This is a genomic window from Bradyrhizobium ottawaense, from assembly GCF_002278135.3.
GTDB classification, from domain to species: Bacteria; Pseudomonadota; Alphaproteobacteria; order Rhizobiales; family Xanthobacteraceae; genus Bradyrhizobium; species Bradyrhizobium ottawaense.
Genome location: NZ_CP029425.2, coordinates 1,908,323 through 1,930,665, shown reverse-complemented (window position 1 = coordinate 1,930,665; position 22,343 = coordinate 1,908,323). Strand labels below are relative to the sequence as shown.

General features: G+C 64.8%; 20 protein-coding genes. 8 read left to right on the top strand and 12 right to left on the bottom strand.

Annotated features, from left to right (window positions below; translation table 11 throughout):
* Positions 1 to 120: 120 nt before the first annotated feature.
* From CIT37_RS09195 to CIT37_RS09165, 7 genes are all read right to left on the bottom strand, one after another.
* Entirely contained in the window at positions 121 to 1,518 is a 1,398-nt protein-coding gene (locus CIT37_RS09195) for an NAD(P)(+) transhydrogenase (Re/Si-specific) subunit beta (RefSeq protein WP_028140295.1), read from the bottom strand.
* Positions 1,519 to 1,557: 39 nt separating this feature from the next.
* Entirely contained in the window at positions 1,558 to 1,875 is a 318-nt protein-coding gene (locus tag CIT37_RS09190) for a proton-translocating transhydrogenase family protein (RefSeq protein ID WP_018317801.1), read from the bottom strand.
* A gap of 11 nt (positions 1,876 to 1,886) precedes the next feature.
* Positions 1,887 to 3,014 (bottom strand): Re/Si-specific NAD(P)(+) transhydrogenase subunit alpha, encoded by a 1,128-nt coding sequence (locus CIT37_RS09185; protein ID WP_038970886.1) that lies wholly within the window; start codon positions 3,012 to 3,014, stop codon positions 1,887 to 1,889.
* Positions 3,015 to 3,151: 137 nt separating this feature from the next.
* Positions 3,152 to 3,304 (bottom strand): aa3-type cytochrome c oxidase subunit IV, encoded by a 153-nt coding sequence (locus CIT37_RS09180; protein WP_028140297.1) that lies wholly within the window; start codon positions 3,302 to 3,304, stop codon positions 3,152 to 3,154.
* A 97-nt stretch (positions 3,305 to 3,401) separates the two neighbouring features.
* The gene (locus CIT37_RS09175) at positions 3,402 to 3,788 is read right to left on the bottom strand and encodes a type II toxin-antitoxin system death-on-curing family toxin (RefSeq protein ID WP_038948414.1); all 387 of its coding nucleotides are present in this window, start codon (positions 3,786 to 3,788) and stop codon (positions 3,402 to 3,404) included.
* On the bottom strand, positions 3,785 to 4,051 hold the full coding sequence (locus tag CIT37_RS09170; protein ID WP_038948412.1) for an AbrB/MazE/SpoVT family DNA-binding domain-containing protein: 267 nt from the start codon (positions 4,049 to 4,051) through the stop codon (positions 3,785 to 3,787). Before CIT37_RS09170 ends, CIT37_RS09175 begins: the two co-directional genes overlap by 4 nt.
* A gap of 72 nt (positions 4,052 to 4,123) precedes the next feature.
* Positions 4,124 to 6,031: a M3 family oligoendopeptidase gene (locus CIT37_RS09165; RefSeq protein WP_095426664.1), complete on the bottom strand. Its 1,908-nt coding sequence runs from the start codon at positions 6,029 to 6,031 to the stop codon at positions 4,124 to 4,126.
* A gap of 127 nt (positions 6,032 to 6,158) precedes the next feature.
* Here CIT37_RS09165 and CIT37_RS09160 point away from each other — a divergent pair, with 127 nt between their 5' ends.
* The 3 genes from CIT37_RS09160 to mepK all read left to right on the top strand — a co-directional run bounded on the left by CIT37_RS09160 (position 6,159) and on the right by mepK (position 12,114).
* The gene (locus tag CIT37_RS09160; protein WP_095426665.1) at positions 6,159 to 7,655 is read left to right on the top strand and encodes a sigma-54-dependent transcriptional regulator; all 1,497 of its coding nucleotides are present in this window, start codon (positions 6,159 to 6,161) and stop codon (positions 7,653 to 7,655) included.
* Between the two features lie 347 nt (positions 7,656 to 8,002).
* On the top strand, positions 8,003 to 10,216 hold the full coding sequence (locus CIT37_RS09155) for a L,D-transpeptidase family protein (RefSeq protein ID WP_095426666.1): 2,214 nt from the start codon (positions 8,003 to 8,005) through the stop codon (positions 10,214 to 10,216).
* Between the two features lie 269 nt (positions 10,217 to 10,485).
* The gene (gene mepK / locus CIT37_RS09150; protein ID WP_095426667.1) at positions 10,486 to 12,114 is read left to right on the top strand and encodes a peptidoglycan L,D-endopeptidase MepK; all 1,629 of its coding nucleotides are present in this window, start codon (positions 10,486 to 10,488) and stop codon (positions 12,112 to 12,114) included.
* Positions 12,115 to 12,160: 46 nt separating this feature from the next.
* Here mepK and CIT37_RS09145 read toward each other — a convergent pair whose 3' ends face one another.
* The 3 genes from CIT37_RS09145 to CIT37_RS09135 all read right to left on the bottom strand — a co-directional run bounded on the left by CIT37_RS09145 (position 12,161) and on the right by CIT37_RS09135 (position 13,515).
* Complete coding sequence (locus CIT37_RS09145; protein ID WP_095426668.1) at positions 12,161 to 12,598, bottom strand: hypothetical protein; 438 nt, start codon at positions 12,596 to 12,598, stop codon at positions 12,161 to 12,163.
* Positions 12,599 to 12,740: 142 nt separating this feature from the next.
* Positions 12,741 to 13,013, bottom strand: a complete 273-nt coding sequence (locus CIT37_RS09140; protein WP_014492426.1) for a DUF2312 domain-containing protein — start codon at positions 13,011 to 13,013, stop codon at positions 12,741 to 12,743.
* 196 nt (positions 13,014 to 13,209) lie between these two features.
* Positions 13,210 to 13,515 (bottom strand): DUF1244 domain-containing protein, encoded by a 306-nt coding sequence (locus CIT37_RS09135; protein WP_018317791.1) that lies wholly within the window; start codon positions 13,513 to 13,515, stop codon positions 13,210 to 13,212.
* Positions 13,516 to 13,694: 179 nt separating this feature from the next.
* On the opposite strand from CIT37_RS09135, the gene CIT37_RS09130 reads away from it, so the two are divergent.
* Positions 13,695 to 14,288: a DUF1036 domain-containing protein gene (locus CIT37_RS09130; protein ID WP_095426669.1), complete on the top strand. Its 594-nt coding sequence runs from the start codon at positions 13,695 to 13,697 to the stop codon at positions 14,286 to 14,288.
* Positions 14,285 to 15,721, top strand: a complete 1,437-nt coding sequence (gene pyk / locus CIT37_RS09125; RefSeq protein WP_018317789.1) for a pyruvate kinase — start codon at positions 14,285 to 14,287, stop codon at positions 15,719 to 15,721. The genes CIT37_RS09130 and pyk overlap by 4 nt, the downstream gene beginning before the upstream one ends.
* 151 nt (positions 15,722 to 15,872) lie before the next feature.
* Here the strand turns inward: pyk and CIT37_RS09120 are convergent, their stop codons facing one another.
* Positions 15,873 to 16,553, bottom strand: a complete 681-nt coding sequence (locus CIT37_RS09120) for a TetR/AcrR family transcriptional regulator (RefSeq protein ID WP_028140307.1) — start codon at positions 16,551 to 16,553, stop codon at positions 15,873 to 15,875.
* Between the two features lie 289 nt (positions 16,554 to 16,842).
* Here CIT37_RS09120 and CIT37_RS09115 point away from each other — a divergent pair, with 289 nt between their 5' ends.
* Positions 16,843 to 18,333 (top strand): hypothetical protein, encoded by a 1,491-nt coding sequence (locus tag CIT37_RS09115; protein ID WP_095426670.1) that lies wholly within the window; start codon positions 16,843 to 16,845, stop codon positions 18,331 to 18,333.
* 248 nt (positions 18,334 to 18,581) lie between these two features.
* Here CIT37_RS09115 and CIT37_RS09110 read toward each other — a convergent pair whose 3' ends face one another.
* A complete protein-coding gene (locus tag CIT37_RS09110; RefSeq protein ID WP_028140309.1) occupies positions 18,582 to 18,746 on the bottom strand; it encodes a Flp family type IVb pilin in 165 nt (54 codons plus the stop codon).
* 414 nt (positions 18,747 to 19,160) lie between these two features.
* Between CIT37_RS09110 and CIT37_RS09105 the strand changes: the two genes are divergently transcribed.
* Positions 19,161 to 20,651 carry a hypothetical protein gene (locus tag CIT37_RS09105; RefSeq protein WP_095426671.1) on the top strand — a complete coding sequence of 497 codons (1,491 nt, stop codon included), beginning with the start codon at positions 19,161 to 19,163 and terminating at the stop codon, positions 20,649 to 20,651.
* A gap of 102 nt (positions 20,652 to 20,753) precedes the next feature.
* Positions 20,754 to 22,316, top strand: a complete 1,563-nt coding sequence (locus CIT37_RS09100; RefSeq protein ID WP_095426672.1) for a hypothetical protein — start codon at positions 20,754 to 20,756, stop codon at positions 22,314 to 22,316.
* Positions 22,317 to 22,343: the final 27 nt, after the last annotated feature.

Sequence of the window (22,343 nt, the reverse complement as noted above, 5' to 3'; positions counted from 1 at the left end):
CCGCACGCCGCCTTGTGGGCGGCGTGCCATGCGACGCGCTGCTCGCGCGTCGCCTTGAGCGGCATGCGATGGGACCGGTGCCATTCCCTGTTGATGGCCACGGTCCGTTTCCTTCGCGTGCTACATCGCCTTGACGATGTTCTCGGTGACCTTCTTGGCGTCGCCGAGCAGCATCATGGTGTTGTCGCGGTAGAACAGCGGATTGTCGATGCCGGCATAGCCGGAGGCGAGCGAGCGCTTGATGAACATCACGGTGCCGGCCTTCCAGACCTGAAGCACGGGCATGCCGTAGATCGGCGAGGTCTTGTCCTCCTCGGCCGCCGGGTTGGTGACGTCGTTGGCGCCGATCACGAAGGCGATGTCGGCCTGCGCGAACTCGGAGTTGATGTCCTCGAGCTCGAACACCTCGTCATAGGGGACGTTGGCTTCGGCGAGCAGCACGTTCATGTGGCCGGGCATGCGGCCGGCGACCGGGTGAATGGCGTACTTCACCTCGACGCCTTCCTTCTTCAGGATGTCGCCCATCTCGCGCAGCGCGTGCTGCGCCTGCGCCACCGCCATGCCGTAGCCGGGCACGATGATGACCTTCTGGGCATTCTTCATGATGAAGGCCGCATCATCCGCCGAGCCGAGCTTGGCGGGCTTCTGCTCGCCTCCGCCACCGCCGGCCGCCGCGGTCTCGCCGCCGAAGCCGCCGAGGATGACCGAGATGAAGGACCGGTTCATCGCGTGGCACATGATGTACGACAGGATCGCGCCCGAGGAGCCGACCAGCGCGCCGGTGATGATCAGCGCGGAATTGCCGAGCGTGAAGCCGATGCCGGCCGCAGCCCAGCCGGAGTAGGAGTTCAGCATCGAGATCACGACCGGCATGTCGGCGCCGCCGATCGGGATGATCATGAGCACGCCGAGCGCCAGCGCCAGGATGACGATCAGCCAGAAGTCGAGCGCGCCGCCGGTCAGGACCAGGCGAACGATGAAGAACACCAGCGCCACGGCAATCGCGATGTTGATGATGTGGCGGGCGGGCAGGATGATCGGCGCGCCGCTCATCCGTGCGGACAGCTTCAGGAACGCGATCACCGAGCCGGTGAAGGTCAGCGCGCCGATGGCGACGCCGAGCGACATCTCGACCAGGCTCTGCGGATGGATATTGCCGGGGGTGCCGATGTCGAAGGCCTCGGGCGCGTAGAACGCGCCGGCGGCGACCAGCACCGCGGCCATGCCGACCAGCGAGTGGAAGGCGGCGACCAGTTCCGGCATCGAGGTCATCGGCACGCGGCGGGCGATCACCGCGCCGATCGCGGCACCGATGGCGATACCGACGATGACGAGCACCCAGGCGAGGCCGTCTGCCGGCGGATGGTTGGCCAGCGTGGTGGCGACCGCAATCGCCATGCCGATCATGCCGAACAGATTGCCCTGGCGCGACGAAGCCGGGCTCGACAGCCCGCGCAGCGACAGGATGAACAGCACTCCCGCCACGAGATACAAAAATGCAGAGAGGTTGGCGCTCATCTCAGGTCCCCATTGATCCCTTCAGCCCGAGGTGGCCGCTTACTTCGACTTCTTCTTGTACATCGCCAGCATGCGCTGGGTGACAAGGAAGCCGCCAAAAATGTTCACGCAGGCGAAAATGAGCGCGACAAAGCCGAAGGCGCGAGCCCAGCCCGAGCCACTCGAGACGTTCGCGACGCCGCCGGCAAGCAACGCGCCGACCACGATCACCGAGGAGATCGCGTTGGTCACGCTCATCAGCGGCGTGTGCAGCGCCGGTGTCACCGACCACACCACGAAATAGCCGACGAAGACGGCGAGGACGAAGATCGACAGCCGGAAGATGAAGGGGTCGACGACCTGTGCAGCATGCTCCATGGCGGGTCTCCTTAAGCCTTCGGCTGGAAGTTCGGGTGGATGACGGCGCCGTCTTTGGTGAGCGCGGTCGCCTTGACCAGTTCGTCGTCCCAGTTCACGGCGAGCTTCTGCTCTTTCTTGTCGACCATGGTCTCGATGAAGGAGAACAGATTGCGCGCGTAGAGGCTGGAGGCCGAGGCCGCGACGCGGCCAGCGACGTTGGTGTAGCCGACAATCTTGATGCCATCGAGGTCGACGACCTCGCCGGCCTTGGCGCCCTCGACATTGCCGCCGCGCTCGACGGCGAGATCGACCAGCACCGAGCCCGGCTTCATCGACTTGACCATCTCGCCGGAGACGAGCTTCGGCGCGGGCCGGCCCGGAATCAGCGCCGTGGTGATCACGATGTCCTGCTTCTTGATGTGCTCGGCGGTGAGCGCGGCCTGCTTGGCCTGGTATTCCCTAGACATCTCCTTGGCGTAGCCGCCGGCGGTCTGCGCGTTCTTGAACTCCTCGTCCTCGACGGCGAGGAATTTCGCGCCGAGCGATTCGACCTGCTCTTTGGTCGCGGGCCGCACGTCGGTCGCGGTCACGATGGCGCCGAGACGGCGCGCGGTCGCGATCGCCTGGAGGCCGGCGACGCCGACGCCCATCACGAACACTTTCGCCGCAGGCACGGTGCCGGCAGCGGTCATCATCATCGGGAAGGCGCGGCCGAACGCCTCGGCGCCCTCGATCACGGCGCGGTAACCGGCGAGGTTCGCCTGCGAGGACAGCACGTCCATCACCTGCGCGCGCGTGATGCGCGGCATCAATTCCATCGCGAAGGCGGAAACGCCGGCATCGGCGATCGTCTTCAGCGCGGCCTCGTTGCCATAGGGGTCCATGATGGCGATGACGAGCGCGCCGCGCTTGTACTGCGCGAGCTCGGAGGCTTCAGGACGCTTCACCTTGATGATGATGTCGGCATCCTTCAGCGCGTCTGCGCTGACGGTGGCACCTACCGCGGTGAATTCGGAATCCGGCAGGCCCGATTTGAGGCCGGCGCCCGGCTCGACGGCGATCTCGGCGCCCAGCGCCTTGAACTTCTTCACCGTATCGGGCGAAGCGGCGACTCGCGGCTCGAGCGGATCGATTTCCTTGGCAACGGCGATCTTCATAGGTCCTCCGGCGGCGCGGGACAGCGCGCGCGCAAACTAAGCGTTACTCCCGCGGCGTTCGATACCGGTTTTGGCACCGGCTTGGATGCAAATATTCTGGGCAGCTGCTGCCGCTGGCGTGTGCAGCTGCCGACAGATCAGGTCAGGAAGACCGCCATCAGGATCACGATGAGCGCGACCGAGACCGTGCCGTACTTCACCAGCTTGATGAAGCCCTCGTAGGTCTGCTCGTGGGCAACGTAGTCGTTGCCGTCGGCGGTGCTGTACGCCACTTCGCTATGATCAGCCATGGATTGTCCCCAGTCGAAAGTCGAATTCTTGGGCTGGGATACCTGAAACCTTCGAGCAGGGCAACGGCGCTGGGCAGCGGTTTTCCCGCAAATCGGCTCATTTGGAATCCCAATTGTCGCGGATCCAACGCGTCAGGTTCTCCTCGCTGACCTCGCCGGCAGCGAGCGACAGGATGATGGCTGCCGCTTCAGCCTCGGGTACAACGAAGTCGATGCCGTTCACGCCGAGAAACGTGTACAGCGCCAGCAGCGACGTGCGCTTATTGCCGTCGACGAACGGATGGTTGCGCGCGATGCCGAAGGCGTACGCCGCCGCCAATTCGGGAAGATCGGCGCTCTCGTAAGACCATTTGTTTCTGGGCCGATCGAGCGCGGATTCGAGCATGCCTTCATCTCGAAGGCCGCTTGCGCCGCCATGGATCGCCAGTTGTTCGTGGTGGATCGCAATGATGATCCGACGCGTCAGCCAGAACGGCTCATTCACTTGGCAAGCTCGGCGAGAGCGTTGTGATAACGCTTCATGCCTCGCCGTGCGACTTCCATTGCTTTTTCGAAGTCAGGATCATGCGGCGTCAGCAACACGCCACCGTCCGACTGCTCGACCGGAAACAGCCTGTCGCCCTCTTTGAGATTCAGACGACCCGCGAGCTCCTTCGGCAGGATAACGCCGATCGAATTGCCTATCTTGCGCACCTGAAGCACGGTGGATTCGTTCTTCAAGTCCTTAGAGCTCGCGTTCTCGTTCATGGCAGCACCTCGTTATACATCTGTATAACACGACCCACCCAATTGTTCAACAAATGTTTTACGGCCCTACACTCAGCCCATCGCCTCGAGCTCGTCGATCATCCCGGCGATGACACTCAGGCCGCCGTCCCAGAACTTCGGGTCCTTGGCATCGAGCCCGAACGGCCGCAGCAACTCGGAATAATGCTTGGTGCCGCCGGCAGCTAGCATGTCGAGATAACGCTCGGCAAAACCCTCGGCCGCGTTCTCGTAGACCGCATAGAGCGAGTTCACGAGGCAATCGCCGAAGGCATAGGCGTAAACGTAGAACGGCGAATGGATGAAGTGCGGGATGTACATCCAGTAGTTCTCATAGCCCGCCTTGATCTCGATCGCCGGACCCAGGCTCTCGCCTTGCACCGACAGCCAGATCTCGCCGAGCCGCGTCGCGGTGAGCTCGCCGTTCTTGCGCTCGGTGTGGACCGCGCGCTCGAACGAGTAGAACGCGATCTGCCGCACCACGGTGTTGATCATGTCCTCGACCTTGCCGGCGAGCAGCGCCTGGCGCTGTTTTGCATTTTTGGTCTGGGCAAGGAGCCGCCTGAACGTGAGCATCTCGCCAAACACACTGGCGGTCTCGGCCAGCGTCAGCGGCGTCGGCGCCATCAGCGCACCGTTCTTCGCCGCCAGCACCTGATGCACGCCATGGCCGAGCTCGTGGGCGAGCGTCATCACATCGCGCGGCTTGCCCTGGTAGTTCATCAGGACATAGGGATGCGCCGACGGGGTGGTCGGATGCGAGAACGCGCCCGGCGCCTTGCCCGGCCGCACCGGCGCGTCGATCCAGCGATCGGTGAAGAAGCGCTCGGCGATATCGGCCATTTTGGGCGAGAAGCCGCGATAGGCCGTCAGCACCATGTTGCGCGCGTCGGGCCAGCCGATGGTATCGGTCGCGGCAAAGGGCAGCGGCGCGTTGCGATCCCAATAAGCCAGCCGCTTCTTGCCGAACCACTTCGCCTTCAACGCGTAATAGCGATGCGACAGCTGCGGATAGGCCGCCCGCACCGAGGCGACCAGCGCATCCACCACTTCGCGCTCGACACGGTTGTTCAGATGGCGGGAATCCGCGACGTCCTGGAAGCCGCGCCAGCGGTCGGAGATGTCCTTGTCCTTGGCGAGCGTGTTGGTGATCAGCGCAAAGGTGCGCTCATTGGCCTTGAAGGTTTTTGCCAGTGCCTCGGCTGCGCTCTTGCGCTTGGCGCCGTCGCGGTCCTGCAACAGATTGAGCGTCGGCTCGATCGCCAGCTCCTTGGCCCCGACCTTGAAGCGTAGTCCGGAGATGGTCTGGTCGAACAGCCGATTGAAGGCGGAATAGCCGGTCTGCGCCTTCTCCAGGAAAAGCTGCTCGAGCTTGTCGTCGAGCTGATACGGCTTCTCCTTGCGCAGATCCTCGATCCAGGGACGGTAGTGCGCGAGCTCGGGCGCTTGCATGGCCCGGTTCAAAATATCGTCATCGACACGATTGAGCTCGAGCGCAAAGAACAGCAAATGCGTGGACGCCGCCGTCAGCCGCTCCGACACATCGCCGTAAAACTTTGAAATCGCAGGGTCCACGCTGTCGCCGGCGTGGACGAGCCCGGCATATGAACCGAGCCGGCCGGCAAGATCGTCGATTGCCTCATAGCGTCGCACGGCTTCCGCGAGCCATTTTCCGCCATCTTCGTTTGCTGTCCCTGTCGCCAGCTTGCCCTTGTAGTCCGTCTCGAACGCGACGCAGTCGGCATCCATCGTTTCGAGATCGCGCGCCACTTCCGGCGCATCGATCCCGGAATAGAGATCGGCAAGGTTCCACTCCGGAAGCTTGCCGGTCTTGCTCGCAGGCTTTGCGAGCGGCGTTTTGGAGGACTTTGCCTTGGCGGCGGATTTCTTGGCGGCGGATGTTCTGGGGGCGGATGTTTTGGCGGCAGGCTTGCGGAGAGCAGTCTTGGAGCGCGAATTCATTGTGTGGGAAACCTGTGTTCAACAAGCGCGACGGCGGGCGGAGGCATCAAGGTTTAAGAGTGCGTTAATCGGCTTCGGCCAGAGTGCCCCGATTCGAGACAGATAGTAGTAGCGTGCGGGGAACACCATGGCTGCCAGTATTTTGATCGCCGACGACGACGCCGTAGCCCGCCGGCTGGTCGAGAACATGGTGCAGAAATGCGGCTATGAGACGGTCGTCGTGGACTCCGGTGACGCCGCGATCGCCGTCCTTACCACTTCCGACGCGCCGGCCATCGACGCCGTCATCCTCGATCTCGTGATGCCCGGCCTCGACGGCATGGGCGTGCTGGCGAAAATCCGCGAAGCGGGTCTCAGCGTCCCCGTCATCGTGCAGACCGCCCATGGCGGCATCGACAACGTGATCTCGGCGATGCGCGCCGGCGCGGCCGATTTCGTGGTCAAGCCGGTTGGTGTGGAGCGGCTCCAGGTCTCGCTGCGCAACGCGCTCAACGCCTCCGCGCTCAAGGGCGAATTGCAGCGCATCCGGCACAGCCGCGAGGGCCGGCTGACGTTCTCCGACATCATCACCCGCGCCGAGGCGATGGCACCCGTGATGCGCGCCGCGCAGAAGGCGGCGAACTCTGCGATTCCCGTTCTGATCGAAGGCGAGTCCGGCGTCGGCAAGGAGATGTTCGCGCGCGCGATCCATGGCAGCGGCGAGCGCAAGGCCAAGCCCTTCGTCGCCGTCAATTGCGGCGCGATCCCCGACAACCTCGTCGAGTCCATTCTGTTCGGCCACGAGAAGGGCGCCTTCACCGGCGCGACCGAGCGGCACATGGGCAAGTTCGTCGAGGCCCATGGCGGCACGCTGTTCCTGGACGAGGTCAGCGAGCTGCCGCTGACTGCGCAGGTCAAGCTGCTGCGCGCGCTCCAGGAAGGCGCAGTCGAGGCGGTCGGCGGCCGCAAGCCCGTCAAGGTCGATGTCCGCATCGTCTCGGCAACCAATCGCCGGCTGCTGGAGCGGGTGAAACAAGGACACTTCCGGGAAGACCTGTTCTATCGCCTGCACGTGCTGCCGCTGACGATCCCCTCGCTCCGGGCGCGGCGCGAGGACATCCCGCATCTGCTCCGGCATTTCCTGGCGCGGTTTGCCGCCGAGGAGAACCGCGCGATCACCGGCATCAGCGGCGAGGCCATGGCCCATCTTGCCCAGCTCGACTGGCCCGGCAACATCCGCCAGCTCGAGAACGCGGTCTACCGCGCCGTGGTGATGAGCGACGGCGACCAGCTCGGCCTCGGCGACTTCCCTCTGCTCGCTTCGCAGCCGCATCCCGTAACCGAGATTCCGACCGCCCCGCTGATGCTCGAGCCGGCGGCGACCCCGTCGGTGGTATCGGGTAATGAAATACCGATCGCGCCGCTCCCGGCGGTAGGCACGCTCGCCCTGCTCACCGCGACCGGCGATGTCCGCTCGCTGGAGGACATGGAGAACGAGATCATCCGCTTCGCGATCTCGCACTACCGCGGCCAGATGTCCGAGGTGGCTCGCCGCCTCAAAATCGGCCGGTCCACCCTCTACCGCAAACTCGACGAGGCCGGGGTTCCCGGACATGGCGGGAAAAGCGGCGAGGAGACGCACTGAGCATCATGCGAACGAGGGTTCGCGCGGCGATGCGGGAGCGGCTGTAAGCCGTTCGCACGACGACAGAATTCGACTGCTTCTTGAACCGTGACTTGGAAGTGACAGACACAGGGAAAAGCGCGCTGTGCAGGCGCACAATCCGTTGCCAAGAGGCTCCCTTGAAGTCAGTTTGGCGTGAGTTGTCCCGGTTAGCGCTGGCTGCAAAACCGGGGCCTGTATATCGTCTGCGTATGAATCGTTGCGTGCAGGCGTGCAACTTTCGAGAGGCCGGCGCGATTTAGCCGAAGCTCAATAGGCGATAACAAAGCTGTTCCACGAGGGACAGTTCACCCGAGGGGTGCGACACAATGCGTGACTGTTTGAACCACCGTGCGGGCTTCGACCGTGTCTTGATGACGGTCGCGGCGACCTTCCTCACGGTGTCGGCCAGCTCAGCCCTGGCGCAGGATCAGGCGCGCAGCAGCGCTGCCGAGCTCGCGATCGAAGCCGCGATCCCGCGCCCCGAGCCGGCCAACGTCCCGCCCCCGACCGCCTCCGATATCAAGCTCGACACCACCGCCACGGTGCAGGATTCCGCCAAGGAGCCGGCACAGGCGCCCGTGAAGGCTGACATCGCACCGGCCCCGAACAAGGTCGAGACCAAGCCTTCCGACGTCGCCACCACGCCCGCCGCCGAGGCGCCGAAGGGCGAAACGGCCAATACCGAGCCTGCCAAGACCGAGCCTGTGAAGACCGAGCCGGCCAAGGCAGCCACCGCCATGCCGGCTGCGCCTGCGGCACCGGCCACGGCTGCGGCACCTACCGTTGAGCCCGTGAAGGCCGCGAGCAATGTTCCCGCCGCCGACCAGCCGGTCGCCGACAAGCTCAAGGACATCATCGGCGCCAAGACCTCGCGCCATTTCGATCGCAAGAACGAGCGCGCGGCGATCGAGAAGTTTTATGGCGCACGCGACTTCGCGCCGGTCTGGACGCAAGGCGGCAGCCTGACCACCGCGGCCAAGGGCGTCATCGCGCGGCTGAAGGATGCGGCGTCCGACGGCCTCAATCCCGCCGACTATCCGGTGCCGGACTTCGCCAGCGCCACCACGCCCGATGCGCTGGCCGATGCCGAGCTCAAGCTCACCGCCAGCATGTTCGACTATGCGCGCCAGGCCCAGAGCGGCCGCATGCACTGGTCGCAGGTCAGCGGCGACATCCTCTATCCCGAGCATCCGGTCGACCCGAACGAGGTGCTCGCCAAGGTCACGACCGCGACGGACGCCTCCGCTGCGCTCGACAGCTACAATCCGCCCCACAAGCTCTACAAGGAGCTGAAGGCCAAGCTCGCGGAGCTTCGTGGTCAGGGCAGCGGCCCGGTGATCGAGATCGCCGACGGTCCGGCGCTGAAATACACCCCGGCCAGCAAGAAGCAGGCTGAGGTCGTCGTGGAAGATGCGCGTGTGCCGCAGCTTCGCGCCAAGCTCGGCCTTGCCGAGAATGCCGGCGACACCCGCTATGACGCAGCGGTCGCCGACGCCGTGCGAAAATTCCAGAGCGGCGCCGAGATGAAGGTGACCGGCGTCCTCGACGACAAGACGGTCAAGGCGCTCAACACCCCCAAGCGCGACAAGCAGATCGACGTGGTGCTGGTGAACATGGAGCGCTGGCGCTGGCTGCCGCGCGATCTCGGCGCGCCCGCGCTGGGCGATGCCTATGTGATCCTCAACATTCCCGACTACACGCTGAAGGTGATGCAGCGCGGCCAGCAGGTCTGGACCACCCGCGTCGTCACCGGCAAGCCGGGCACGCATGCGACCCCGCTGCTGACCGAGACGATGAAGTACATCACGGTCAATCCGACCTGGAACGTGCCGCCGTCGATCGTCTACAACGAGTATCTGCCGGCGTTGCAGCAGGACCCGACAGTGCTGCAGCGCATGGGCCTCAAGCTCGAACAGAACCGCGACGGCTCGGTGCACATCTCGCAGCCGCCCGGTGAAGCCAACGCGCTCGGCCGCATCCGCTTCAACTTCCCGAACAAGTTCCTGGTCTATCAGCACGACACGCCGGACAAGAACCTGTTCGCCAGGGAAGATCGCGCCTTCAGCCATGGCTGCATGCGCGTGCAGAACCCGGATCAGTACGCGTCCGTACTGCTCAACATCACCATGCCGAACGAGAAGTACACGCCCGAGCGCGTGCGCAGCATGTACGGCAAGAGCGAGATCGACCTGAAATTCCCGACTCCGGTCCCGGTCAACATCACCTATCAGACCGCCTTCGTGGACGATGCCGGCAAACTGCAGTTCCGCAAGGACGTTTATGGCCGCGACGCGACCATGATCAACATCCTGAAGAACAACCGCGGCAAGGATCTCGAGGCCGTCGTTGCGCATTCGCAGCCGAGCTATTCGCGCCCGGCGACGACCCTGCCCTCAGGCGTTGCCGTGGCCAACAATGGGGGTGGCTTCGGCTCGTCGGGCCCGAACTTCTTCGAACGGCTGTTCGGAGGCGGGGCGCCGACCCCGCCGCCGGCTCCGGTCGGCCGCCGGTCCCAGCAGCAGCGGGTGTTCACCCGGTAAGGCTGCGGGAGCTCAGCTTTTCGAATTCCACAACGATATCAACGGCCCCGTTCCATGGATGGGGCCGTTTAACGTTAACCATTGTCCACCTGGCTCCCGGCACCGGGCGTTTTTTTGCCACACTCAACGGGTTAGGATTGTAGCCTGACTTGGTTTGGGCGCGGGAAGGTCAACCTCGAATTAACCTTCTCGCTTTAAGAAAGCGTTCATCCTCTTTCGCACTGCTACGGGGTTGGCGGGAGAGTCCATTTTGAACGCTCGTCGACTGGGTGGGCTCATACGTGCTGACTGGTCTCGCACGCCAATTTACTGTGCTGTCGTTGTCCCATGCGGGAGTGAAGGCCGGATCCCGGATCGGCCTCGCTGCCGTATTGCTGCTTGCTGCCGCGGGTTCAGTCCACAACGCCGCCGCGCTGAGCGAAACCAAGACCCTCTCCTTCCACCACACCCATTCCGGCGAAGACCTGACCGTCACCTTCAAGCGTGATGGCCGCTATGACGAAGCGGCGCTGAAGCAGCTCAATCACTTCCTGCGCGACTGGCGCACCCAGGACGAGACGGTCATGGACCGCCGCCTCTTCGATATCCTCTGGGAAGTCTACCGCGACGTCGACGCCAAGCAGCCGATCCAGATCATCTCCTCCTACCGCTCCCCCGCCACCAACGCCATGCTCCGCCGCCGCTCCTCCGGGGTGGCGCGCTTCAGCCAGCACATGCTGGGACATGCGATGGACTTCTACATTCCGGGCGTGCCGCTGGAGCAGATCCGCTTCGCCGGCCTGCGCCTGCAGCGCGGCGGCGTCGGCTTCTACCCGACGTCGGGCTCGCCCTTCGTGCATCTGGACACCGGCAGCATCCGGCACTGGCCGCGCATGACGCATGACCAGCTCGCCCGCGTCTTCCCGGACGGAAAGACGGTGCACTTGCCGACAGACGGCACCCCGCTCAAGGGCTATGAGCTCGCCAAGGCCGAGATCGAGCGCCGCGGCAATGGCGACGACTCCAGCAGCAGCAAGCCGAACTTCTTCGCCGCTTTGTTCAAGGGCAAGTCCGCCGCTCCGGCCGCCAGCAGCGACGAGGACGACGAGGGCGCGCCCGCGCCGGCCGCCAAGCCGGCGGCAGCAACTGTCGTCGCAGCCGCAGCCAAGCCCGCCGATCCGGTGCCGACGCCGCGCGCCAAGCCGCAGATCGCCGCCGCGATCCAGCTCGCCTCGGCCGACGCACAGCTGGTCGCGCCGCCCAAGCCGAAGCCCGCGCCGGTGGCTGACAAGCCGGCACCCAAATCTGCGGAGGGCAAGCCGGAGACTCCGGCCGACATCATCAACGCCCGCGGCTTCTGGGATGATGTCCCGGCCGCGCCGCAGCAGGCGACGCCGGCGCAAATCGCTGCGCTGAAGGCCCGCCAGGCGCTCGCCTCTGCCACCGATCCGCAAGCAACCGCGAGCGTGTCCAACGCGGCCCTTCAGGCGCTGGCTTTCGCGCCGGCCGCCTCCCCGGTTGATCGCGCCAATGTCGTCGCCGCCTCCGCGCCGATCCCGCGCTCGGCCCGTCCCGCGTCGCGCAGCATCGCCCAGGCGACCGAAATCAACACGGTGGTCGGCAAGAGCGTCGACGGCGCGGTCGCGACCGCGACCCGCCTCTCGGCCGCCAAGAGCGAGAGCATCTGGCTCAAGATCGTGATGCTATCGCCGAGCGCCAGCCGCGCGATGTCGGTCACGCTGATGGGCGAGCTCGATACGGCCGCGCTGCGCGGCTATTTCGTCAAGCCGCAGGCCGTGATCGCAATGGGCTTTGCCGACGACCCGATGCACGGCCTGTCCTGCGACAGTTTTTCGGGCAGCGCGACCGCGAAGCTCCAGACGACGTCTTTCGTCATGCGCACGGCCGCGCTGCGCTGAGGCGCCGAGCTACCTCCACGAATTCAGTCTCTTCGCTCCATCCAGGCTACAAGAACGCCCTACCGCGCTTTCGCGCTCGCCGGTCCAGATGATACGTCAGCGCCAGCGACAGGCAGACCGATAGCTCGCGGCTTGGCAGCTTGCCCACCACCGGCAACAACAGCGCCCGGGTCTGCCGGTACTCGAACCGATCGGGAAAGCGTTCGCGGAAGCTATCGATCAGCGTCGTCTTGCAATTGAACAGGATGGCGGCGTGTGCGGAGTCCTTGACGCGGCCGAGCCGGATCGTCGAGCCGCTGCCGGTCTCGTCGGTCAGATACGCCGGCTCGCCCCATTTGAGAGTCTCGGTGAGCCGGCCGACCTCTTCATACGCCGCGGCCGTCGCGAAGATCAGCGCGCGCACCTGAAGCAGCCGCTTGCCGATCGGTGCCGGCAGAGCGCCGAAGGCACGGTTCACCTCGCGCGGCAGCGGTGGCGCAGTCATTCGCGACTCCGTTCGCAAACGAAACACGCGCAATTTTTAGCCCGGATGGAGCGCGGCGCAATCCGGGGTTGCTTTCACACTGCGAGAACCCGGATTTCGCTGTACTCCGGGCTGCCGCAGTCGTGCTTGAGGCGCGAACGCCTCAGAGCATGCCCAGCGCCTGCATGTAGGTCTCGAGAATCGTCTCGGCCTCGGCGCGCTCGTTGGGGTCCTGCTTGCGCATGCGCACGATGGTGCGTAGCGCCTTGACGTCGTAGCCGTTGCCTTTGCTTTCGGCATAGACGTCGCGGATGTCGTCGGAGATCGCCTTCTTCTCTTCCTCCAGCCGCTCGATGCGCTCGATGATGGATTTGAGCTGGTCCTTGGCAAATTTCGTCGCGGGCTCGTCGTCGCGGACGGCGGCGGAGGTGGCCATCTAGGTACTCCCAATGGAACTGGCAAAACGAGGTGACGCCGGCATCCCTCACCGCGCGTGCTGGTAGACCCTTAGGGTTGGTACCGACTGCGTTCAAGGCAGCATCGCGCTCGTCCACAGCGCGCCCACACCTTCCTGCGGCGAGGCCAAGAAAGCTGTTGTGTGGTGCGACTCAGGCGAGGCGCACCCGGGCCGTTCAGTGCCCGTGGGGATGGACCTTCTTCATCGTCTCGAGCTGTTCTGGCGTGGCCGTGCCCTGGTATTTCGACTTCCAGGTCTCGTAGGGCATGCCGTAGACGGCCTCCCGGCTCTCGTCCTTGCTTAAGGCGACGCCCTGGGCGTCGGCAGCTTCCTTGAGCCAGTTGGACAGGCAGTTGCGGCAGAAGCCCGCCAGATTCATCATGTCGATGTTCTGGACATCCGTCCGCGATTTCAGATGATCGACCAGACGGCGGAAAGCGGCCGCCTCGAGCTCCGTTCTGGTTTTGTCGTCGATTGCCATGGCTATGTCCCTTGATATCCCTTTGGGCCTGCCCCGATTGCGGTCACCCTTACGGGATCAGGTGGGTCCTGTCACAGATTTTGCCATATCCCGGCGCAAACCGACCCGAACCCGGCCTTGAGGCAGTTCCCCGGCCTCCTACGCCAAATCGCCAATGATCTGATATAGCTTCCGCGACAATGATCGCCGAATCTCCCCGCTACCCCCTTCGCATGCTCGCCCGGTTGGTCCCGGTGCTGGCGATTGGTCTGCTGTGCTTGTGGAGCAGCCCGGCCTCCGCCGATTTCCGTCTCTGCAACAACACGTCGAGCCGGGTCGGCATTGCGCTCGGCTACAAGGACGCCGAGGGCTGGACCACCGAGGGCTGGTGGAACATCTCGTCCCGCTCCTGCGAGACCCTGCTGCGGGGAACGTTGGTCGCCCGTTACTATTACATCTACGCCATCGACTATGACCGCGGCGGCGAGTGGTCGGGGCAGGCCTTCATGTGCTCGCGCGACAAGGAGTTCACCATCCGCGGCACCGAGGATTGCCTCGCGCGCGGCTATGACCGGACCGGCTATTTCGAGGTCGATACCGGTGAGCAGCGGGCGTGGACGGTGCAGCTCACCGATGCCAACGAACAGCCGGCGCAGCAGCGCGTACCCGGCCTCCCCGGTCCGGTTGGCCCGGGCGGGGTTCCGGGTTTGCCCAATAGCCCGCCCGGTGGTACGCCCCCCGCCCCGCCTGGCCTCCCGCCAGCTCCCTCGCCCCCGTCTGGAAATAAGCCATGAGGCGTCTTCGCCGTATCAAGATTCTCGCGACCCTGGGCCCAGCCTCTTCAGACCTCGCGATGATCCGCCGCCTGTTCGAGGCCGGCGCCGACCTGTTTCGCATCAACATGAGCCACACCCCGCATGACAAGATGCGGGAGCTGGTGGCGACGATCCGCAACGTCGAGAGCAGCTATGGCCGGCCGATCGGCATCCTGGTCGACCTGCAGGGCCCGAAGCTCAGGCTCGGCTCCTTCGCCGAAGGCTCGGTGCAGCTGCAGAACGGCCAGACCTTCACGCTGGATTCCGACAAGGCCCCCGGCGACACCACGCGCGTCCACCTGCCGCATCCGGAGATCCTGGCGGCGCTGCGGCCCGGCCACGCGCTGCTGCTCGACGACGGCAAGGTACGCCTGATCGCGGAGGAGACCTCGAAAGAGCACGCGGTGACGCGGGTCGTGGTCGGCGGCAAGATGAGCGACCGCAAGGGCGTCAGCCTGCCCGACACCGACCTGCCGGTTTCCGCCATGACCTCGAAGGACCGCGCCGACCTCGAGGCGGCGCTCGTCACCGGCATCGACTGGATCGCGCTGTCCTTCGTGCAGCGCGCCGACGACGTGATCGAAGCCAAGAAGATGATCCGCGGCCGCGCCGCGGTCATGGCCAAGATCGAGAAGCCGCAGGCGATCGACCGCCTCGCCGACATCATCGAGGCTTCCGACGCGCTGATGGTGGCGCGCGGCGACCTCGGCGTCGAATTGCCGCTCGAGCGCGTGCCGAGCCTGCAGAAGCAGATGACGCGGATGGCACGCCGCGCCGGCAAGCCGGTGGTGATCGCAACCCAGATGCTGGAATCGATGATCCAGTCGCCGGTGCCGACCCGCGCCGAGGTCTCCGACGTCGCCACGGCAGTCTATGAGGGCGCCGACGCCATCATGCTGTCGGCGGAATCGGCGGCCGGCAAATTCCCGGTCGAGGCGGTCTCGACCATGAACCGCATCGGCGAGGAGGTCGAGCGCGACCCGATTTATCGTTCCGTGCTCACCGCACAGCGTCCCGCGCCGGAATCCACCGCGGGCGATGCCATCGCCGACGCCGCGCGGCAGATCGCCGAGACGCTCGACCTTCCCGCCCTGATCTGCTGGACCAGCTCGGGCTCGACCGCAGTGCGGGTGGCGCGCGAGCGGCCGAAGCCGCCGATCGTGGCGATCACGCCGAACATCACCGCCGGCCGACGGCTCGCGGTGGTCTGGGGCGTGCATTGCGTGGTGGCGGAAGACGCGCGCGACCAGGACGACATGGTCGGCCGCGCCGGCCAGATCGCGTTCCGGGACGGTTTCGTCCGCGCCGGCCAGCGTGTCATCATCGTCGCCGGCGTGCCGCTCGGCATCCCCGGCACCACCAACATGGTGCGCATCGCCTCGGTCGGCCCCGAGGGCGACGCGATCATGTAGGCCCGCCAGGGCACGCCAAACAAAAAGTCGAAAAACAACCCCATGCACAGTAGCCGGAGGGCCCGGCGATCCTGCTGTGGTTTTGCGAAAAGGCTCGCTCAGTCAACCACCTGAGCGCCGTCAGGCCGGCCGCTTCGTGCACGGGGCGATTTTACGCCCCAACGAGCGCCTTCGCGGCCGGCAACAGCGTCTGCTGCACCACGAGTCCCCGGGCGCGGGCGTCCATGACGCCGACCGCACGCAGCGCCAGCAGCGTCACGGTCTGCACCGCATCGCGCATCTTGACGGGATCGTCGAGATTGTCAGGCGCTAGCGGCCCGACCAGGGCCTCATGCAGCGCGCCGAGCAAGGCGGTGGCGGCGAGTGCGGTGTCCTGGGCCGGCAGGTGACCGGCACGCACCGCGGCGTCGATCCGGGCGGCAATCTCGCCGGCAATCTCCCGCCGGCTGGCAAGGCGGGAGGCGCTGACATCGACATCGACAGGTTCTGCCAGAATGCCCCAGGCCAGCCGCCGCTGCGACAGGGTGTGGACCGCCACGGTGGTGACGGCGGCCGCCAGCGCCGAGGATGGCCCCGGCGCGGCATCGGCCGCCCGGCGGATCGCCGCGAGCTCATCGCGCGAGACCTCGGCAATGAGCTCGGAGATCAGCTCGGCCTTGGAGGGGAAGTAGCGGTAGACCGTGCCGGCCGCGACATTGGCCCGGACCGCGACGGGCGCGATCTGCACCGCCGCCATCCCGCCTTCCGCTGCAGTCTCCCGTGCCGCCGTCAAGATCGCACTGCGCCGCGCCGCAAGGCGCTTCACCACTTGATGCGTCCGCCGATAAACCATGGCGCGCTTCCTGTCCCACACGCCTGCCGCACGCCCTGCGGCAAAACGCTTCGTCACGCAAAAGATGCAAATCGCCCCGCAAAGACTGAACAACTATTCAGGCGGGATGACAAGACGCAAATGATCATCCGAACGCCCGGCACCTCGGGAGAGCACGCGTGAGCATAATAAACGCATCCTTACGCGGGATGACCGCGGAGGATCAGTTTGGTTTACCTCAACTTAAACGCGATCATGGTGATGTGCGGATGCGCCGTCACTGCGTGGTCGATCCAACCCCGAGAGTTCAATGTCGGTTTCCCTGACAAGCAGCGCTCCCGTGCGCGGCTTAGCACGCTGGATCTTGCCGTTCTGCATCGGTGCCGGTGCCTACCTGTTCTTTCTTGGCGTCGGTGACATCATGCTTCGGGATTCCGACACGCTGTGGCAGATCAAGATCGGCCAGTGGATCCTCGAACACCGCGCGTTGCCCCACAACGACATCTATTCGTTCACGCGCGACGGCGAGCCCTGGATCTCGAGTTCCTGGCTGTCGCAAGTTTTGTTCGCGCTGGTTTATGAACCGTCGAACTGGGCGGGCGTGGTTATCCTGACGTCGCTCGCGATCGGCGCGACCGCGGCGATTTTCGCGCACCTGATCGACCCCTATCTGGATCCCGCGCGCGCCTTGCTGCTCATCGCCCCAATTCTCGTGATGTCGATGGGCCATTTTTTCGCGCGCCCGCACATGCTGGCCCTGCCTGTCATGCTGGCCTTTGTCGGCGGACTGCTGGCGGCCGCCGACCGGCGCACCGCGCCATCCTGGCTGTTGCTGCCCTTGATGGCGCTGTGGGCCAATCTTCACGGCGGCTTCGTCATGGGTCTAGCGCTGATCGGAGCCGTTGGCCTCGACGCGATCGCGTCCGCCGATCGCAAGGACCGCTTTGCACTGGCCGCACGCTGGACCGTGTTCGGGCTTGCCGCGCTTGCGGCAAGCTGCTGCACGCCCTATGGCTGGAACACGCTCCTCGCGTCGACGAAAATCCTCAACCTCGGCAAGCTGCTCTCGATGATCGGGGAGTGGAGGCCAGCCGACTTCAGTTCGCTCGATCTGTTCGGAGTCAGCCTGCTCGGCTTGATCGGCATTGGCTACTACAGCGGCGTGGTGCTGACCGCGACCCGTATTCTTCTGCTGCTCGGCCTGGTCTGGGCGGCTCTCAGCCACTTCAGGAACATCGAGGTTTTTGCGCTGCTGACGCCGCTCGTGCTGTCGAAACCGTTCGCCGAACATTTTGGAATAACGAGGGCCGTCGCGCCCAGGGGAACGGAAACGCGGCCCTCTTTTGCGCTGACCGCGACCGCGGCGCTCGCGATCGTCGCGGCCGGCTGGAGCATCACGAGGTCCTATGCCACGCCGCACCGCTATGCCTTCATCAGCGATCCGTCTCCTGCGGCCGCGGTCGACCTGCTCGAGCGGCGGCACGCGCAGCGGATCTTCAGCACCGCGCCGATCGGCGGCTATCTGGTCACCCGCAACATCAAGACCTTCATCGACGGCCGCGCCGAACTGTATGGCGAGCAATTCGTGCTCGACTATTTAGAGGCTGTCGAAGGCAAGAACGTCGAGACCCTGCTGCGCCTGCTCGAAACCTACCGGATCGACGCGACTCTGCTGAACAGGACGGTCCCGGCATCGATGATCATGGACCATTTGCCGGGCTGGAAACGACTCTATGCGGATGACATCGCCGTGGTCCATGTCCGCAACGACGCACCGACCAAACCCTCCACGTCACAGTGAGGCACGAACCAAATCTCGAGCATGATCCGGATCATGCTTCAGGCTCCCAGCTCTCGCGCGCCTCGCACGGGCAGGAACGCCGGCCACACGGCTCAAGACACAAGCCAAGGGCTCGCCAAAATGAGAGCCGGACACCTCCCCGCGAAACGCCACCTCGTCCGTTAGCCGATCGGCCGGCGGCAAGCCACGCACAAAAGAAAAGAGCCTCGTCTTGGACGAGGCTCTCAGAATTCTCAGGTCGGCCGGCCTTACTTGAGGCTGCTCGAGATCGAGGTGAACTTGGCGTTCAGCGTGGTGCCGAGATTGTTGACGACGGTGATGATGGCCAGCGCGATGCCGGCAGCGATCAGGCCGTATTCAATGGCGGTGGCGCCGGATTCATCCTTCAGGAAACGCGCAACGAGGTTCTTCATAGAGTGCTCCAAATGAGTACACGAGGCTACAACTGATCTGGTCTTTTCGGCTTCCCAGCGCCGCCCGACCATGGAACCAAACGTAGAGGCAAAGAATTGCGCCGCAGTTAATTCGTCTGCGTAAACATCGAGCGGTTTGCGTGTATTCGCCGATGGTAAATCGAAATCTAAAACAATCCGTTAAATTGTCGGGACATGAAACCGGCGTAGCCTGCCGGTTTACCCGAAGTTATGACCGCCCGTGATCCAATGCCGCCCGCTCGGACTGGCGCGCGATGAGATGAATCCTTCATCGCGCTTCAGGTGATTGCTTGAGCATGATCTTCTCGGAAACCGCACCTCACTTTGAGCCAACGCGGCCCGCCGGGTCCGGATCATGCCCGACCGACAAGAACAACAGGACGACGAGGCGGCATGTCACTTTCCTTTGCCAACAGCATCGCGGCGCGGAGCCGCGCGAGGGCCCTGGTGCCGCTATGCGTCGGCGCCGGCGTCTATCTGTTCTTCCTCTACCTCGGCGACACCCGGCTACAGGACTCCGACTCGTTCTGGCAGGTGAAGATCGGGCAATGGATCCTCGATCACCGCGCCATGCCCACCACCGACTTCTATTCGTTCACGCGAACGGGCGCGCCATGGATGTCGACGTCGTGGCTGTCGCAGGTGCTGTTCGCCTATTCCCACGCGCAATGGGACTGGGCAGGTCCCGTCATACTCACCGCGGTCGCGGTCGCGGTCACGGTCGCGATCTTCGTCTATCTGCTCGACGTGCAGATCGAGGCACCACGCGCAGTGCTGTTCGCGATGCTGGCGCTGCTGCTGTCGGCCCATCACGTGCTGGCGCGGCCGCATATCCTGGCGCTGCCCGTCATGGTGGCGTGGGTCGGTCTGCTGATGGCAGCTGCCGACCGCAAGAGCGCGCCGTCCTGGTATTGGCTGCCGCTGATGGCGCTCTGGGCGAATTTGCATGGCGGCTTCGTGCTGGGCCTCGTGCTGATCGGCCCGATCGCGCTCGAGGCCGTCGAGCACGCCGAGAAGGGACGACGGCTCCAGCTGTTCATGCGCTGGGTGTTGTTCGGAATCGGTGCTCTGATCGCGAGCTGCTGCACGCCGTATGGCTGGCGGACGCTGCTGGGCGCGACCAATATTCTCGGCCTCGGCGAACTGCTGTCGCTGATCTTCGAATGGATGCCCGCGAACTTCTCCACGTTCACCCCATTCGAAGGCGCCCTGCTCGGCCTGATCGCATTCGGCTATTATCGCGGCCTGGTGCTGTCGGCGCCCCGGATCTTCCTGATCCTGTTCCTGACCTGGAGCGCGCTGACCCATGTCAGGAGCATCGAGGCATTTGCGTTCGTGGTACCGCTGGTGCTGGCAAAGCCGCTCGGCGAGATGTTCCCGCGCCCGGCGCCTGACGCCGCCGGTGCCGGGCGCTGGCCCGCCCGCTATGTCACCGCGCTTGGCGCGCTGATGATCGTGGCGGCGAGTTGGACCTCGACGTCGCTCTACATGGCGCACCACCGCTTCACCTTCACGACGACGCACACGCCGGTTGCGGCCGTCGACGTGCTCGAGCAACGCAAGATGCAGCGCATCTTCAATGCCTACCAGTTCGGCGGCTATCTGATCTCGCGCGATATTCCGGTCTTCGTTGACGGCCGTGCCGAGCTCTATGGCGAGAAGTTCGTCATGGACTTCTTCAAGGCGACGGAGGGCAAGAAGCCCGAGCTGCTGCCGCGCCTGCTCGACGAGTACAAGATCGACGCGACGCTCCTGGTTGCCGATGCGCCGGGCCCGCAGATCCTCGACCAGCTCAAGGGCTGGAAGCGGATCTATGCGGACGACATCGCGGTGATCCATGTGCGAGACCATGCGGACAGCGCGACCGCGACGCCTTCGAAGTGAGAGCCTCCTTGAGGGCGCGCACTCGTAACCGTGAGATGTCCCTCCAAAGGCGACGTGGACGCGACCTGGCACACCACGCTAAAACCCCGGCGATCCCGCGACATGTCTTCTTTTGACAGGCCGACTTTGACAATCCCGGCTCGGCTCGACTCGGAGCGGTCCGTGGGAATCGCCGTTCTTGCGGTGCTGGCGGCGGTCTCCCTTCTTCCGGTGCTGCTGACCCCCATTCCCGCGATGGTGGATTATCCCAATCACCTCGTCCGCATGTACATTCTGAGCCGGAACGGCACCCCCGACGCCAATCCGTATTACGAGGTGGCCTGGGCCTTCTATCCCAACCTTGGAATGGATCTGCTGGTGCCGCAGCTGGCGCGGCTGATGAGCGTCGAGCACGCCACGCGGCTGTTTCTGCTGCTGAGCCAATTGCTGATCGTCGGGGGTGCGCTGCTGCTGGAATGGGCGCGGAAGGGCCGGGTTCATCTTGCCGGCTTCGCTGCGCTCGCTTTCCTCTACTGTCTGCCGTTCAGCTGGGGCTTCGTGAATTTCGAGTTTGGCCTCGGCCTCGCTCTCTGGGGCATCGCAATCTACCTGATGCTGGCCGAAGGCCCATGGCCGCTGCGTTTCGTCGCCAATTTGCTGTTCGTCGCTGCGCTGTATGCGGCGCATTTCTTCTCCCTCGGTATCTACGGCGCGACGCTTGGCCTCTACGAGCTCTCGCGCATTCGTCAGCAGCGAGCATCGTACATGGGCGTGGCCGCGCGGCTCGGCGCGCTGGCCCTGCCGGCAGTCGTGTTGTTTGGGATCATGCAAATGACGGCGGGCTCGATCGGAAGCGAGGGGACGAGCTGGTTCCTCGGATTCAAGCCGGTCTGGCCGCTGCGCATCCTGAACGGCTACAGCCTGACGGCATCGGCAGTGACCGGGCTGGCGCTGATGATCTCGTTGCTTTTCGCCGCAAGGCGCGGCGTCCTCAAGCTCGAGCCCGCCGGCCTCTGGCTCGCGATCGGCTTTGCACTGCTCTACCTGGTCATTCCCTCCAAGCTGTTCGGAACCTCGTTCGTGGACCTTCGCGTGATTCCCGCTGCAGCTCTGATCCTGCCGGCCTTCTGCTCGCTGTCGCTGCCGAGCCGGGCCTGGAGAACGGCTGCGCTCGCCGCGATCAGTGGGATCACACTGATCAATCTCGCGATCGTCCTCGCGGTGTGGCTGCCTTACCGCGCCGACTATGCGGCGATCATCGCCTCGTTCCAGAAGATCGAGCGCGGCTCACGCGTTCTCGTTGGAAGCACGGGCGACAATGGTGATCCGCCCTTCGCCGACCTCACCTCGTATCCGATGTACTATGCGCCGACGCTGGCCGTGCATTATGCCAACGCGTTCGTGCCCAACCTCTTCACGGAAGCGGGCAAGCAGCCGGTGCGGCCCCGCGAGGGCGTGCGCCGCCTTGCCATTCCCTATGGAGGGCCGGTGCCGTCGGAGCTGCTCACCGCGATTGCGACAAGCCGGCCGCCGGCGGACGTTCCGCCGTTCATCCGCACCTGGTACCGGGACTACGACTATCTCTATGTGCTCGGACCGTCGGCCGCGAACCCGCTGCCGGAACTGCTCGAGGTGCTGGATACCTCGGAGCGATTTGTTCTCTACAAGATCCGCCGCAGGTCCTAGACCGACGCCACGGCTGCGCAAGCATGG